Annotated in this window: 10 protein-coding genes; 8 read left to right on the top strand and 2 right to left on the bottom strand. The window is 40.2% G+C overall.

All coding sequences use genetic code 11. The annotated features are described in order from the left end of the window. The 3 genes from R2S08_RS28390 to R2S08_RS28380 form a co-directional block, all read left to right on the top strand. Positions 1-684: hypothetical protein (locus R2S08_RS28390; RefSeq protein ID WP_316838279.1), on the top strand; the 684-nt coding region annotated here is incomplete at its 5' end. Positions 685-696: 12 nt separating this feature from the next. Next, entirely contained in the window at positions 697-4,092 is a 3,396-nt protein-coding gene (locus R2S08_RS28385; protein ID WP_316838278.1) for a DUF6443 domain-containing protein, read from the top strand. Between the two features lies 1 nt (position 4,093). Further along, the gene (locus R2S08_RS28380) at positions 4,094-4,747 is read left to right on the top strand and encodes a hypothetical protein (protein ID WP_316838277.1); all 654 of its coding nucleotides are present in this window, start codon (positions 4,094-4,096) and stop codon (positions 4,745-4,747) included. A 566-nt stretch (positions 4,748-5,313) separates the two neighbouring features. On the opposite strand, the gene R2S08_RS28375 is transcribed toward R2S08_RS28380, so the two are convergent. Together R2S08_RS28375 and R2S08_RS28370 are read right to left on the bottom strand one after the other, a co-directional pair. Then, positions 5,314-6,519: an ATP-binding protein gene (locus R2S08_RS28375; protein ID WP_316838276.1), complete on the bottom strand. Its 1,206-nt coding sequence runs from the start codon at positions 6,517-6,519 to the stop codon at positions 5,314-5,316. 360 nt (positions 6,520-6,879) lie between these two features. Beyond that, on the bottom strand, positions 6,880-8,088 hold the full coding sequence (locus R2S08_RS28370; RefSeq protein WP_316838275.1) for an ATP-binding protein: 1,209 nt from the start codon (positions 8,086-8,088) through the stop codon (positions 6,880-6,882). 284 nt (positions 8,089-8,372) lie between these two features. On the opposite strand from R2S08_RS28370, the gene R2S08_RS28365 reads away from it, so the two are divergent. From R2S08_RS28365 to R2S08_RS28345, 5 genes are all read left to right on the top strand, one after another. Next, positions 8,373-8,603, top strand: coding sequence for a helix-turn-helix transcriptional regulator (locus tag R2S08_RS28365; RefSeq protein WP_316838274.1), 231 nt, complete (start codon positions 8,373-8,375; stop codon positions 8,601-8,603). Continuing rightward, positions 8,575-8,904, top strand: a complete 330-nt coding sequence (locus R2S08_RS28360) for a HipA N-terminal domain-containing protein (RefSeq protein WP_316838273.1) — start codon at positions 8,575-8,577, stop codon at positions 8,902-8,904. The genes R2S08_RS28365 and R2S08_RS28360 overlap by 29 nt, the downstream gene beginning before the upstream one ends. 77 nt (positions 8,905-8,981) lie before the next feature. Continuing rightward, positions 8,982-9,905 carry a HipA domain-containing protein gene (locus R2S08_RS28355; protein WP_316838272.1) on the top strand — a complete coding sequence of 308 codons (924 nt, stop codon included), beginning with the start codon at positions 8,982-8,984 and terminating at the stop codon, positions 9,903-9,905. A gap of 185 nt (positions 9,906-10,090) precedes the next feature. Beyond that, entirely contained in the window at positions 10,091-13,294 is a 3,204-nt protein-coding gene (locus tag R2S08_RS28350) for a TonB-dependent receptor (protein ID WP_316838271.1), read from the top strand. A 29-nt stretch (positions 13,295-13,323) separates the two neighbouring features. Then, complete coding sequence (locus R2S08_RS28345; protein WP_316838270.1) at positions 13,324-15,225, top strand: RagB/SusD family nutrient uptake outer membrane protein; 1,902 nt, start codon at positions 13,324-13,326, stop codon at positions 15,223-15,225. Positions 15,226-15,238 lie beyond the last annotated feature (13 nt).

Here is a 15,238-nt window from a genome sequence, read left to right as displayed (position 1 = left end):
GAGGAAACAATTTTAACCAGCGATGGACTGGCCAGGGAGGTTAATTACAAATATCCGCATGAGATGGTGAGCTTAGGACGGGATCCGAATGGAATCTATCAGGGCATGATTACCAGAAATATAATTAGTCCTGTAGTTGAACAAACGATTGTGAAAAATGGCAAAACAAGTTTAGAGCGTAGAAATTTCATTCAACCATTTTCGAATATCTATGTACCCGGAAGCGTAGATGTACTCAATACAGTATCAAATACCGATGAAACACGTATTCGCTACGAAGCTTATGACAACAAAGGAAATCCTTTGAGCCTTGCCCAAGAAAAAGGTGCTAAAATTAATTATGTATGGAGTTATAATGGACAATATCCAATAGCAGAAATAAAGAATGCAGATTATAGTTCTGTAGTTTCAGCATTGGGAGGTGAAGCCGCTGTAGCCACGTTCAGTGCAAAGCCTAGTCCTATAACGACAGAGGTTAATAGCTTTCTTGCTAATCTTCGTACCTCGCTTCCAAATGCACAAGTTACCACTTTTATGTATGAGCCACTAGTCGGACTGGTTAGCCAAACTGATGCCAAGGGGCAAACAACCTATTATGAATACGATGAATTCCTGCGGTTGAAGAACGTGAAAGACCAGAACGGAAATATCATCAAGAACAACATTTATCACTATAAACCCTAACCAGCTCTCCATATGAAAACAAAATCAAATAGGACAAAGCGGATCATATATTCCTTTGCCATCCTGGCAGCATTATTAACACCCGCTTTCACGGTTCATGCCCAGCAGGAACAGGATAGAGAGGTGTCCATTTTTAACAATGAAGCAGAAATCACGGCCCGCGGTAGCGTTACCTTAAAGCCTGGTTTCTATATTCCATCAGGAAAAACGGTACGGATCTATACTACCGGACTGAGTTTTGAGAAATGTGTTGCGGCCATCAATACCTTAACTACGGTAAGTGCCAACCAGAATTACATCTTAACCAAAACCTTTAAGCGAAAGGGGATTCTCACCGATGGTGATACCCAGCAAAACCTCAGCACCTGCGAGGTCAACCAAACCGTCCAATATATCGATGGGTTAGGAAGACCGCTGCAAACGGTAACCGTGCAGGGAAGCCCAGGCTTCCGGGATATGGTACAACCCATAGCCTATGATGCTTTTGGAAGAGAAACCGTGAAATACCAACCTTATGCCGCGATTAGCAATGGTGGCGCTTACCGCACCGATGCCTTAACAACTGGGGCAGGTCAGGCGGCCTTTTACGCTAGTAGTGCTGGCATCAAAACCACAGCCACACCCTTCTCTGTCACGGTCTTTGAGTCCAGTCCTTTAAATCGGGTCGAGCAGCAGGGTGCACCTGGTGATGCCTGGCAGCCTTCTACCAGCCGTACGGCTACAGCAGGGAGAACCGTGGTGAGTGAATATGGAACCAATGTCTCCGCAGAACCAGTGAAACTGTGGACAGTGACCTCCTCAGGTGCTTCTTCGGTAGGTACTTATGCCAACGGGAAACTGTATAAAACCAAGATCAAAGACGAAAACTGGGTGAGTGGAAACGGGGGTACAGTAGATGAATACAAAGATTTTGAAGATCATGTGGTACTCAAAAGAGTATGGGAAACCGATACCAAAAGTCTTTCTACCTATTACCTATATGATGACCTGGACAATCTGCGCTATGTATTGCCTCCGGCAGTAAATGAAAACGGCTCCAACATCAACAACTTTACAGAAAGTGATGCCGCCTTTAAGAACTTCATTTATGGTTACCATTATGATGGACGCAAACGCTTAACCGAAAAACAGGTTCCCGGAAAAGGCTGGGAATACCTGGTCTACAATACCCTCGACCAGGTAGTACTGAGCCAGGATTCCCTGCAAAGAGGATTGGGTAAATGGAACTACAGCAAGTACGATGCTTTCGGTAGGGTGATAACTACTGGTTTATATACCCGCACCCTGGCCAGACCAGCCATGCAAACTGAAGTAAGCACGGATGGGCTAAGCAACAGCCTTTGGGAAAGCAGACCGGATGCTCCAAACTCAGATTATAGTAACCTGGCTTTTCCACGAACAGCCACAGAGCCTCAGGTGATCAATTACTATGACAACTATTCTTTTGCAGGGAACAGCTTTAATGGACCTACCGGAGATCAAATGCCTGCTGCCCGTACCAAGACCCTGCTCACCGGAACCAAGGTGAATACCCTTGGAACAGCCACGATGCTGTTAACGGTTAATTACTATGATGATGAGGGGAGAGTGATCCAAAGCAAAAGCCAAAACCATGTAAGTGGTACTGATGTGGTAGATAATACCTATGATTTCATTGGGCAGCTGAAAGCGAGCAAACGTACCCACGTTGGAAATGGAGCGACTACCACTATAGCTACCCGCTATGATCTGGACCATATGGGCCGAAAACTCGCCACCTGGGAGTCCATCAATGGTGCACCAGAGATTGCCCTGAACAGGATGTATTACAATGAACTGGGGCAGCTGATCAAGAAATCCGTACACAGCAGTGATACCACGAATTTCCTTCAATCAGGTACTTATGCCTATAATGAAAGAGGCTGGACAAAAACTTATACTTCCCCACAGTTTAGTTTTGACCTGAAATACCAGGATGGTACCACAGCTCAGTTTAACGGAAATATCGCCAATCAAAGCTGGGGGTCTAATGGAAGTAATCCCAATACTTTTACCTATGGCTATGATAAACTGAACAGGTTACTCAGCGGAACCAGTACAGGCATTGTGATGAGTGAAGTGCTGACCTATGATGTGATGGGTAACATTGCCAGTTTAAACAGAAACGGATCGTTGGGAACGTATGACTATACAGGTACAGGCAATAAGTTGAACCAGGTGACTGGTGGATTGGCCACAGGGCTTTATACTTATGACGGCAATGGAAATGCCAAAGTAGACGGAAGGACAGGAGTAACTTTAACCTATAACCAGTTGAACTTACCAGCTACGGTAACTAAAGCAGGTTTAACCATGGCCTATACCTATGATGCCACAGGTGCTAAGCTGAGAAAAACAAGCAATGGAGCAACCCGGGATTATGTTGATGGAATAGAATACGATGGGGCTAATATTGATATTATCCATACAGAAGAGGGCCTGGCCAGAAGAAGTGGAACTGCCTACAGTTATGAGTATAACCTGACGGATAATTTGGGGAATGTACGGTTGAGTTTCTACAAGAATCCAAGCGCTGCTCTGGAAGTTTTACAACAGACCAACTATTATCCATTTGGAAAAACGCTGGTTGCAAAAGCTGGAACGAACAAGTATCTTTATAACGGCAAGGAGTTGCAAGAAGAGCTGGGACAGCTCGATTATGGAGCAAGGTTTTACGATCCGGAGATAGGTAGATGGAATGTGGTGGATCCGTTAAGTGAGAAGATGAGGCGGCATTCTCCATACAACTATGGATTTAATAATTCAATAAGATTTATTGATCCGGATGGAATGATGCCAGTTGGAAACGGGGGGCCTGGCGATGAAGATGGTGATCAAATTGGTTTTATAAGAAATGCTCCAGAACACTATAAAAAATCTAATCCTATTAAGGCAGCTATTACTGATGCTTCATTTGCATTTCTTGAAGCATTTGGGATAAATAGATTAGATAATTTAATTACTTCTGGTGAGGAGATAACGGTAGGAAAAGTACTCTCAGCCGGAGTTGTTATTATTCAGGGGATAGAGACAATTGATGGTGCAGCTAGCAGCGGAGCAAAACCATCTGAATCCATTAATGGAAATTCAAAAACGTCAACAAAAACACAACATTTATACGAGATAAAAAATGTTAAATCAGAGGAACCATTAGAGTATGGTATAAGCGGACAGAAATTAAATAAAGATGGAACCTCTCCTAGAGTTGCACAGAAAATCCGAACTAAATATGGAAAAGATCCGGATATTTATGGAAATGTCCTTGATGATAATATCATTAATAGAGCAGAAGCATTAAAGGCAGAACAAGCAAAAGTTGATGATTTTTCTATCTTAAATGAGGGACGTGGACCAGTTAATCAGATAAGACCAAAACCAAAAAAACAGTAATATGTCGTTATCACAGATAGATTTAAGAGCAAAATTTAGGCATGAGTATTCTGCAAGATTTAATAAAGAGAGTTGGTGTATTTCTGAACTATATTGGTCTTTTTTAGGAGATTATCAAGTTGGAAAAGTAAAGAAATGTTTGATAATTGTTAGTGATGACTGGGGAGAAGAACTTAATACCTATACAAATTGGAATGATTGTAAAGGTGTTAACCTGGATTTAAATTTCGAAAAGTACTTTTCTTATAATAATTATCATAGGAAAGAAATACTTTTAAAGATGATTCATTCTGGTATGATGATTATAGCAAATAAAGAGGGCTGGGAAGTTAATCAATTATTAGATACCGTCAATTTATGCGTTAAAGCAAAGTTGGAATACAAATTCTTAGTCCAAAATAAATTGAAATCTTCACCAAATAGGCAATATAAATTTGGACTTTGGTGTGAGTGGGATATAGATGAATTTAAAGTATTTTGGATTTTATTAGATAAGAGCGGCAAAGAAATTAGAAGGGAGCTATTTATTCAAGACAGTCCTTCTTTTGGAGAATTTATTTATTATGTTGGTTTCAAATGGGTAGATAACAATACTGTCTTAATTAATGATGATCATAGAAGCGAGAAAAGAGCTTGGGAGATCAAAATTGACTAATATTTTACCCTTGATTTATAAATTTAGATTGTTACAAAACAGATAAATAACAGAAGCCCGGTATATCCGGACTTTTGTTATTTACAGCGAAGCAGATTGTTATGATTTCAGTTAAATATACTTCAAAACCTTGTATCGAATGTAGTAATCGGTATTGTATCTTTTTGCAATTGAATAATGGGGTTCGGCATAAAATTCTTCTATATAGCTTGGGTTTTCGCAAATTTTAATATATCTGGCATGGTATGGGGCCTCTGCTTTCGTCAATACTTTTTTAACTATATGAGTGTTGCTTGCTCTTTGTCTGTGAACTTATGCTTATACACGCATTCAGTTTCGACCAGAGAAATCCATACCTACTTATCGAAAGGAATTCCCTCCGTATAAGTTTCATGTATACCGTAAACTTTTCTTAAAATACATTAAAGTTTCATGTGTATCGTAAATAGATGTCTGGTTGTTTTGTGATGAAAAATATGATTTCTGATCGCGCTGGATCTTACAGATCCTGAGGCTTGATCATGAAATCATATTTTTTTTGGTGCGGACCGGATAGGGTGTGTAATTTAAAGTTGTTCTGTTAGGAAATCTATCAGGTTTTTTTGAATAATTCCATCTTTACCTTGGCCAATCAAGATGTCATTTAATGTGATTACGTATTTTGGGTAGTTATCCTCAATTTTCAAAAGATTACCAAACTCCCTGTTCGCTGTACTTTCATCGATTATGGTAAGGCATACCTGAACATAGATTTTTGCTCCGTTTTTATCTCCTACGAAGTCGATCTCTTTGTCTCCAAGTTTACCCACAAAGACCTGATAGTTTTGTTGTTTTAAATATAAATAAACAGCATTTTCCATGAGTTTATGAATGTCGGCGCGTTGATTAAAACCTACAATGGCATTGCGTAAGCCCATATCCTCAAAATAGTATTTCTCACCGATTTCAAAGATTTTTAATCCTCCTATTTCTGATCTGACGGCTTTATGTACAAAAAATGTATTGGAAAGCGCCCGTAAGTAGCTAATGGTAAGTTGTGGTGAGATGTCGACCTTTTGTGATTTTAGATACTTACTGATGTTACTGGCGGAAAATAAGCTACCAATATTGTCTGCAAGATAAGCGACCAGGTTTTCTAAAAAAGAAACGTTCCGGATGTTCTCTCTGGCCACGACATCTTTTAGCAGAATTGTAGAGTAAACATTACGCAAATACTCATAAGGCAAGTCCTCTCTTAATCCTATGCTGGGTAGAAAAGGCATCCCGCCATACTGCAGATAGAGCAGGAGTGATTCAAGTTTGTTTTCAAGTTGGTGAAATTGTAAAAACTCTTGATAACTTAGGCTATGGATGTGGAATACTAGATATCTGCCGGCTAAATAAGTTGCCAATTCCCCTGATAGCATATTTGCATTGCTACCTGTACAATAAATATCACAAGTCCCTTTGGCTAATAGGCTTCGTAAGGTTCTTTCAAACTCTTGTACTTCTTGTACTTCATCAATGAAAAAATAATTATTCTTGCCTTCAATAAACTTATCTTTAAGATATGCACTTAAATCTACATGGGTTCTGATGTGGATATAATCATCTAATTCCATGTTAATGTAGATAATGTTGGCTTGTTGATCCGTATTACGGATATGTTCCATTAATTGAAGCATTACATAGCTTTTGCCTACACGTCTCTGTCCTGTAAGAACTTTAATAACCTGTTTGTTGATAAAGGGTATTATCCGGGTTGTATAAATCGGCCTTTGTATGAGTTTCATGTATATCGTAAACTTTTTATAAATATAACAAAGTTTACGGTATATCGTAAACTTTGTTTGAAATATATCGAAGTTTCATTTGTATCATAAATTCATGGGAGTGAAAAGTATGATTTCATGATCAAGCCTCAGGATCTGTAAGATCCAGCGAGATCAGAAATCATACTTTTCTTGGGTGCAGACGGGAGTTGGTGTGTGATTGGTGTTTATTGCTGAATTAGGTTGTTGAGTAAAAAATGACTTTGAAAATTTAACGTGGCACCATAAATGGCACTGAAGATGACACTGTAAATGGCACTGTAAAAATTGATCGTGCAATAGAGATATTAAAAGAAATTAGCAGTGATAATAAGGTATTCGTTATTGAGATAGATACTCGTGTGCTGGGATAAGTTTGATTACAAAGCCATCTTCTTCGAAAAGATCTGTCTGGTCTAAGGTCACAATAGTTCCTTCTGATAGTTTGAAAAATTTTAATGCTTCCAGAAGTCCGTTATACTCTCGTTTGAAGTTATTGTCATCTATCTGGTAGCATACTTGTACAGCTTCTTGTGCTTTTCCTTTGTTGAAGCTTATAAAGTCGCATTCTCCTTTTTCTTTATAATAATAGAGTTCTTTGCTTTTTCTGCGGAGGTGGAGATAAATCAGGTTTTCTAATTTGTGGCCCACATTTTCACTGAATGCGGTAGAGGTAGCCGAAATCAGGCCGGTATCGATAGCATATACTTTTTTAGGATTCCTGGCCTGAACTTTTAAAGAGTAACTGAAAAGGGGCAGGAATTCAATTAAATAGGCGTTCTTTAGCCATGCAAAATATTCTAATATAGTCGCGCTTGATTTGATCCCGAACAGATCTGTTAATTTATTCGCAGAAACTAATGTGCCTACGTTGGAAATTAAATAAACAGCTAATTGCTTCAGAGATTCTACTTCTCTAATGGAATGTCGCACCGCGATGTCGCGTACCAAAATGTCTTCCATCAAACTTTGCAGTATCAATTCTGCACCTGTTTTTACAAACTCTGGAAAACCGCCGGATTGAAGGTATGCCCGGAGAGAGTTAGGGTTGGCTGTCTCACTTTTAAAAGTAAGATACTCTGTATAAGAAAAGGGGAACATCTCCATGGAAACATGACGACCTGTTAAGTGGGTACCTAATTCCTTACTTAAAAGGGAGGCGTTTGATCCGCTAATAAATACGGTGTAGCCTTCGCGCAATAGTTGGTGTACAAAGATCTCCCATTTGCTGATTAATTGTATTTCATCAAAGAAGAGTACAGTAACTCCTCTTTTTTCTACTTCTTGTTGAAAGCGGATTAAATCAGTGGTTTCAAAGCCAACTAAACGGAGATCTTCGAAATTAAAATATAATGCGTTTTCGTATTTGTCTTTAATGATCTGTAAAAGGAGGGTGCTTTTGCCACATCGACGTACGCCGGATATTATGGTTGCAAAACTTGATAGAATAGGAACTTGTTTAAGTACTTCTCTGGACAAGGTGGAGTCCTTTTTTAAGAAAGATTTTTGCTGTGCATCTAAAACGGTTGCTATTTGGTCTTGTCTAAGCATTTGCTTTTGAATTGTTTATGTGCAAATATAAGTTTTATTTGTTAGTAATGAAAGATATCGTTTATTAGTAATGAATGATATGGATAAGGGTGAAAAATATGATTTCTGATCTCGCTGGATCTTACAGATCCTGAGGCTTGATCATGAAATCATACTTTTCTTGGGTGCAGACCGGGAAATAGTGCGGACCATTTGGTAGATTAACATTTAAAATCACATTATGATGTGATTTTTGTTTGTTTTATACAATTATAATACTTATTTTTATTAAAAATCACATTATAATGTTATTGTCGATAGGTGAATCTATAAAGTTTAGAAGGAAGGAGTTAAAAATCACCCAACCTCATTTGGCGGAACTCGCCGGCGTTAGCAAAAATACTATTTATAAAATAGAGAGGGGGGAGGCTAATCCTTCTTTAGATATTCTTACCCGAATTGCTGATGTGCTGGGGTTAAGGCTTAGAATGGATATTAAACAATTAAATGATGAGACAGGCAACCGTTTATTGTAATCGCAGACTTGCTGGAGTCTTAACGGAAGAAGAGGATAATAGCTACACTTTTGAGTACGAACAGGAATATTATACCGACCCTATGGCACCAGAGGTTAGTTTGACCCTGCCAAAAAAACAAAGAAAATTTCATTCAGCTTATCTATTTCCTTTCTTCTATAATATGTTAGCCGAAGGGGTCAACAAAAAGCTACAAAGCAGGCAACTCCAGATTGATGAGGAAGATTCATTTGGTTTGTTATTGGCTACTGCGGGCTCTGATACTGTAGGTGCAATTACTGTAAAGCCTTTGAATAAATGAATCTACCTGAAATAAACAACTGCCCGGGAACCCTTGCAACAGGATTTCATACCTATAGTCCGTTGGCATTGAAAAGGATGTTTGGTGGTAAAAAGGTTAGTCATATCTTGCCATACCATTCTCCAAAATCTAGCGAAGAAGATGCGGAAAAATTTATAGAGAACCGGAAGCGGATTTCCATTTCTGGAGTGCAGGAAAAGTTATCGTTGTTGTTGGAGAAAAAAGAACTTCGATTAACTAATGAGGGAGAGCAGGGTACATATATTTTAAAGCCAATTCCCCGCGATGTTTCACTAGTTGATCAGGTGCCGGCAAATGAGCATCTAACCATGCAAATTGCTAGACAGGTATATAAAATCTCTACTGCTGAAAATGCTCTTGTTTTTTTTGAGGGAGGGGAACCTGCCTATATTACATTAAGGTTTGATGTGAAATCTAATGGTGAAAAATGGAGGAAAGAAGATTTTGCCAGTCTGGCTGGAAAATCAAAAGACAGTAGTGGACCGGATTATAAATATCATTATAGTTATGAAGAGTTAGGCGGGTTGATCAGACAATTTGTTCCTGCATGGAGAATTGAAATTGAGAAATATTTTCAGCTTGTGCTCTTTAATTATTTGTTTTCTAATGGAGATGCGCATCTTAAAAACTTTGCGTTGTTGGAGACCTCGCAGGGTGATTTTCGATTAAGCCCAGCCTATGATTTGTTGAATACAAAAATCCATGTAAAAGACTCCGATTTTGGTCTGGATAAGGGACTTTTTGCTGATGATTATAAGTCTGTGGCGAAAAGGAGAACGGGGCATGTGGGGAAGGCAGATTTTATCGAATTTGGGAAAAGAATTGGTGTTCAGGAAACTAGAATAGAAAAAATAATGTCTGCATTTTTGGAACGTCAACCGCTTGTATCATTGTTAATTTCACAATCTTATCTTTCTGATCAAGCCAGAGCTAGTTATCTTCGTTATTATAATACCAAAAGAAATCAACTTCTGGCTTAACCTTTGGAAAGACTTTTTGAAATTAATTTAGATTGTGTAATGATAAAGAAAATATTATAAATACATTATTGCCTAATGGGCGTAATACTCTGTAAAATCGAGACAAATTGCAGAAAACTTGATACAAATCTGTAGGGGAGCGTAAGGCTAAAAGATCAATATTTGGGAAACCAAATTTAAACCTTATGAACAGAAGTCTACGTGCTTATTCAACGAACATGTCTTTTGAATGGTGCCTATTTTGGAAATCGTCTTTGTTTAGGAGTTTCTTGATCACGTTTGTGGCGGGTTTTTCTTTTTTGATGATTTCTTTTGCTGCGAGTGCCCAACAAGCTTTTAAAGTAACCGGAACGGTTAAGGATGAGTCTGGCGAAACATTGATTGGAGTGAGTGTCAAGATCAAAAATGGCAAGGGAGGGGCCACAACCGATAAGAATGGTAATTATAGTGTTAACCTTGATGATAAGAATGCGACATTGGTATTTATTTATGTTGGTTATGATCAGAAAGAGGTGGAGGTGAATGGCCGAAGCCAGATTAATGTATCGCTGAAGCCTGCTGCGAACAGCCTGGAAGATGTGGTGGTGGTGGGTTATGGCACGCAGAAAAAGGAGGCCATTACCGGGGCTATTGCGACGATTACCAGTAAGGATTTTGAGAAGGTACATGGTGGTTCTACCGTGAGTACTGGTCTTGCTGGTAAACTGCCTGGTGTGTCTTTCAGGATGCCGGATGGCCGGCCTGGATCTAGTGCGGCTATCCAGATCAGGAATATGGGTGATCCTTTGTATGTGATTGATGGTATCCAGCAGGATGCGGGTCAGTTTAACAATATCTCTCCAACGGATATTGAAAGTATAACGGTATTGAAGGATGCTTCTGCGGCGATTTATGGAAGCCGTTCTGCCAATGGGGTTATTATTGTGACGACTAAGAAGGGTACTAATAATAGCAGAAATACTTTTACGGTTGATGCTTATACGGGCTGGCAAAACTGGGTGCGTTTTCCGGAAACGACTAATGCTTATCAGTGGATGTTGGGCAAGGCGACTGCAGAACTGAATTCGGCGGGGAAAACAGATATTACACGGGCTGAACTGGAGAAATGGAAAGCTGGAACGGAATATGGTTATCAGAGCCAGAATTGGAAGGATTTAATCATTGTTCCGAATGCGCCGCAGTATTCGGTGAATTTGAATGCTTCGGGAGGTACGGATAAGATCACTTACTACCTGTCTGCTACGCATTTGGACCAGAAGGCGGTTTATGGTAAGGAGAGGGAGTTTGATTTTAACCGTACAAATATTCAAAGTAATGTGGAAGCTAAGATCAGTGATCGTTTCAAGGTGAATATGCTCATTAATGGCCGGATTGAAACCCGTGATCAGCCGGGTGTACCTGGTGGGGATGATTACTGGGCTGCGCGTTTTGCTTTGCTGAGAAACCGGCCTACTGAACTGGCTTATGCGAACGGAAATCCATTATACCCTAATGATATTGGTCATAATACGGAGCAGTTTGCGGTACAAAGCAAGGCCTTGACGGGTTACTGGAAGTCTGACTGGAGGGTATTGCAAACCAATTTGTCTGCAACTTATGATACGCCGATTACGGGTTTAAGTATAAAAGGCTTGTATTCTTATTATATAGCGGATAATGTGGTGAACGGACACGAGTACACGTATAATGTTTATACGTATCATCCGGATACAGATACGTATGAAGAGAAGGTAGGGAGTTCTAATCCTTATCGGGAGCGTCGTAATGAAAAGGTTATAACGAATACCTATCAGCTACAGGCTACGTATAACCGGACTTTTGGAAAGCATACGGTGGGCGGCATATTGCTTGCGGAGCGTTTGGATCGTTTCCGCACCTATACTTTCCAGCATGCGGTTCCGCAGACCAATGTTTTGCCTGTTTTACAGTTTGCAGATATGGATGGTCAGGATTTTCAGGATGTACAGGAGGAAGAGGCTAGAATCGGGTATGTTTCCCGTTTGAATTATAATTATGCGAATAAATATTATCTGGAGGTTTCGGGTAGAAGGGATGCTTCCTGGAAATTTGCACCAGACAGAAGGGTAGGTTATTTTCCTTCGGCATCTATTGGCTGGAGAATTACGCAGGAGGGCTTTATGAAGTCATTACTGGGAGAAAACTCGGTTCTGGATGATTTAAAATTCAGGGCTTCTTATGGTCAACTGGGTGACGATAATATTAATATTAACCCCTTTGCTTATATTCCAGGATACAACTATAATGCGGGAACCGTTATCCTGGATGGGAAAACGATTACGACCTCAAGGGATAAAGGCCCGATTGTGAACAACCTGACCTGGTTTAAAAGCCGTATCACAGATATTGGAGCAGATTTCTCTCTCTTTAAAACGAAACTGACGGGTACGTTTGATTACTTCTATAGGAAACGTACGGGCCTTAGAGGCACTAAGAATGATATTTTGGTACCTGCTGAATTGGGTTATAATCTTTCGGATGAGAATGTAAACAGTGATGCGCAATATGGCGGGGAGTTTTCTCTGAACTATCAGAATAAAATAGGGGAGTTTGGATATACTGTTGGTGGAAACTTTTCTTTGTCCAGGAGCAAATTCCTGGAATCTTACAAGCCACGTTTCAACAACTCCCTGGATCAATACAGGAATTCAATAGAAAACCGCTATAACAATATTTTCTGGGGCTATGAGGTGACCGGACAGTTTAAGAGTGTGGATGAGATCAACAATTACAAAGTGAATATTGATGGTAAAGGAAACAGCACTTTGTTGCCAGGGGATTTGATTTATAAGGACCAGAATGGGGATGGTGTAATTGATGGTTATGATGAAAGGCCTATTGGTTATACGACAACTGGCCAGCCCAATATTATGTTTGGCTTTAGTATTGGTCTGAGTTACAAAAATTTTGATTTCTCTGCAGATTTTTCTGGTGGGTCTTTGTATTCCTGGAATCAGAACTATGAACAGCGCTGGGCATTTCAAAATACGGGCGCTTTATTGCAAAGTTTTGCTGACGATAGCTGGCACCGGACCGATCCTTATGATTTGAATAGTCCTTGGGTGGCGGGTAAATATCCTGCTTTACGTTTTAATGAAGGCGGCCATAGCAATTACAACAGGAATTCTACTTTTTGGTTGCACAATGTGCGTTATCTGAGGGCCAGGACAATTGAGTTTGGTTATACCTTGCCTAAGAGATGGCTGGAGAAAATCAAGGTTCAAAATGCAAGGGTTTACCTGAATGGCTACAATTTGTTTTCTATCGATAACCTGAAAAGTTTTGGGGTTGACCCGGAAATTGCAGACGATAATGGTTTGCAGTATCCGCAAAACAAGTTTTTTAATATAGGAATCAAATTAGCCCTCTAATCATCAATCGATCAAAATAAGACTTAGTTATGAAAAATATAAGATATGCCTGGTTTGCCATCGTCCTGCTGACTTTTGGACAATCCTGTAAAAAAGATTCTGAATATTTAAATAAACAACCAACGAATACGCTTAGCGTAGAAGCCACCTGGAAGGATCCGAATCTGGTTCTTTCTGTGATTGGTGACCTTTATGACCGTTATCCTGATTTCCAAACCATTGAATCCTGGTGGGAGTTTACGGATTTTGATGAGGCTTTTGCTTCCAACGGTGGAGATTATGGACGTCATCAGAATGCTGAATTTGGTTATGACAACTGGAACTGGTGGGATTATGGCTATATCAGAGACCTGAATGTGTTTTTGAAAAGAGGCCAGGAAGCGACTGCATTGAGTGAGGCAGATAAGAACCGTTTTATTGCTGAAGCTCGTTTTATCAGGGCGGGTGTGTATTTTGAGCTGGTTAAAAGAATGGGTGGTGTTCCTTTGATTACGGAGCCTATGGAATATAATTACAGTGGTGATCCGACTTATCTTCAGCATGCCCGTGCTAAAGAATCGGAGATCTATGATTTTGTGATCAGTGAACTGGAGGCGGTTAAAAATAAGCTTCCAAATTCGGCTGGTACGCAAAGCCGGGCGACTAAAGGTGCGGCTTTGGCTATGGAATCTCGGGCGGCTTTATATGCGGCTTCTATTGCTAAATATGGTGTGTCGACTGGACAGGTGAGTTTGCCGGGTGGAGAAGTGGGTATACCTGCCTCTATGGCGACGGCTTATTACCAGAAATCTTTGCAGGCGGCAAAAGAGATCATCAGCGACGGACAGTATTCTTTATACAAGAAGAATCCGAATTTGTCGGATAATTTCTCGAGCCTTTTTACGGATAAGGCCAATAATCCGGAGGTGATCTTTGCTAAAGATTTCAAATTGAAGACCAATAAGGTACATGGGTATACGATTAATAATCAGCCTCGGTCTTCTGCTGAAGAACAGCAGGGTGGGCGTTTGAACCCTTCTTTGAATTTAGTGCAGTCTTTTGAAAAGTTAGACAATACTTATGCTTCTTTGGCGAGTGTGGATGCTTCTGGGAACCCGGTGTATTATACGGGGATTACGGATATTTTTGCTGGAAGAGATGCCAGGCTGGCAGGTACGGTGATTCTTCCTGGAACGCAGTTTAAGAATAAAACGGTAGATATCTGGGCGGGTTATATGTTGGCCAATGGAACGATCATCACCGGAGATAATTTTGGGCAGACCAAGAAAGATGTGCTTCCTGGTAAACCTGGAACGGTGCAGGTGGTGGGCGCAGACGGGCCTATTGATGGATTGGAGTTTAGTGCGCAGTCTGGTTTTTATGTACGTAAGTATTTGGATCCGGCTACGGGTTCTGGTCAGATTGGTACCCGTAGTGAGGTTTGGTGGATCAGGTACCGGTATGCGGAAGTGTTGTTGAATGCTGCTGAAGCTTCTTTTGCTTTAGGTGATGCTCAGGGGGCTGCAGATTATCTGAAGCCTGTTCGGGACAGGGCTGGTTTGACCACGGCATTGACTGCGGGTGATATGAGTTTGGATCGTTTGGTTCATGAGCGTAGGGTAGAACTGGCTTTTGAAGGGCATGAGCTTTGGGATATGAAAAGGTGGCGGCTTGCGGATAAGGCCTGGAATGGAAATGCGATGTCTGTTGCTGATTTTACCAATGCGACCAATATCGGTGTTGCTGCAAGAACGAATACGCAGGTGTTTGGTTTATGGCCTTATAAATATTATAATCCGGGTGATGCCAATGATGGTAAGTATGTGTTTAAGTTGGTCAAACCAAGTAAGGTTACTGCGGCACACCGCTTCCGTTTAGGGAATTACTATTCGTTGATCAATCAGGATATCATCAACAGAAATCCGAAAATTGTTAAAAATCCTAATCAATAAGTTTAAAGATACA

Origin of the sequence: Pedobacter nutrimenti, from assembly GCF_032678445.1 — a bacterium.
GTDB lineage: Bacteria > Bacteroidota > Bacteroidia > Sphingobacteriales > Sphingobacteriaceae > Pedobacter > Pedobacter nutrimenti_A.
Note: the sequence above shows the minus strand (reverse complement) of the source record. Positions and strands in the feature narration are given on the sequence as shown.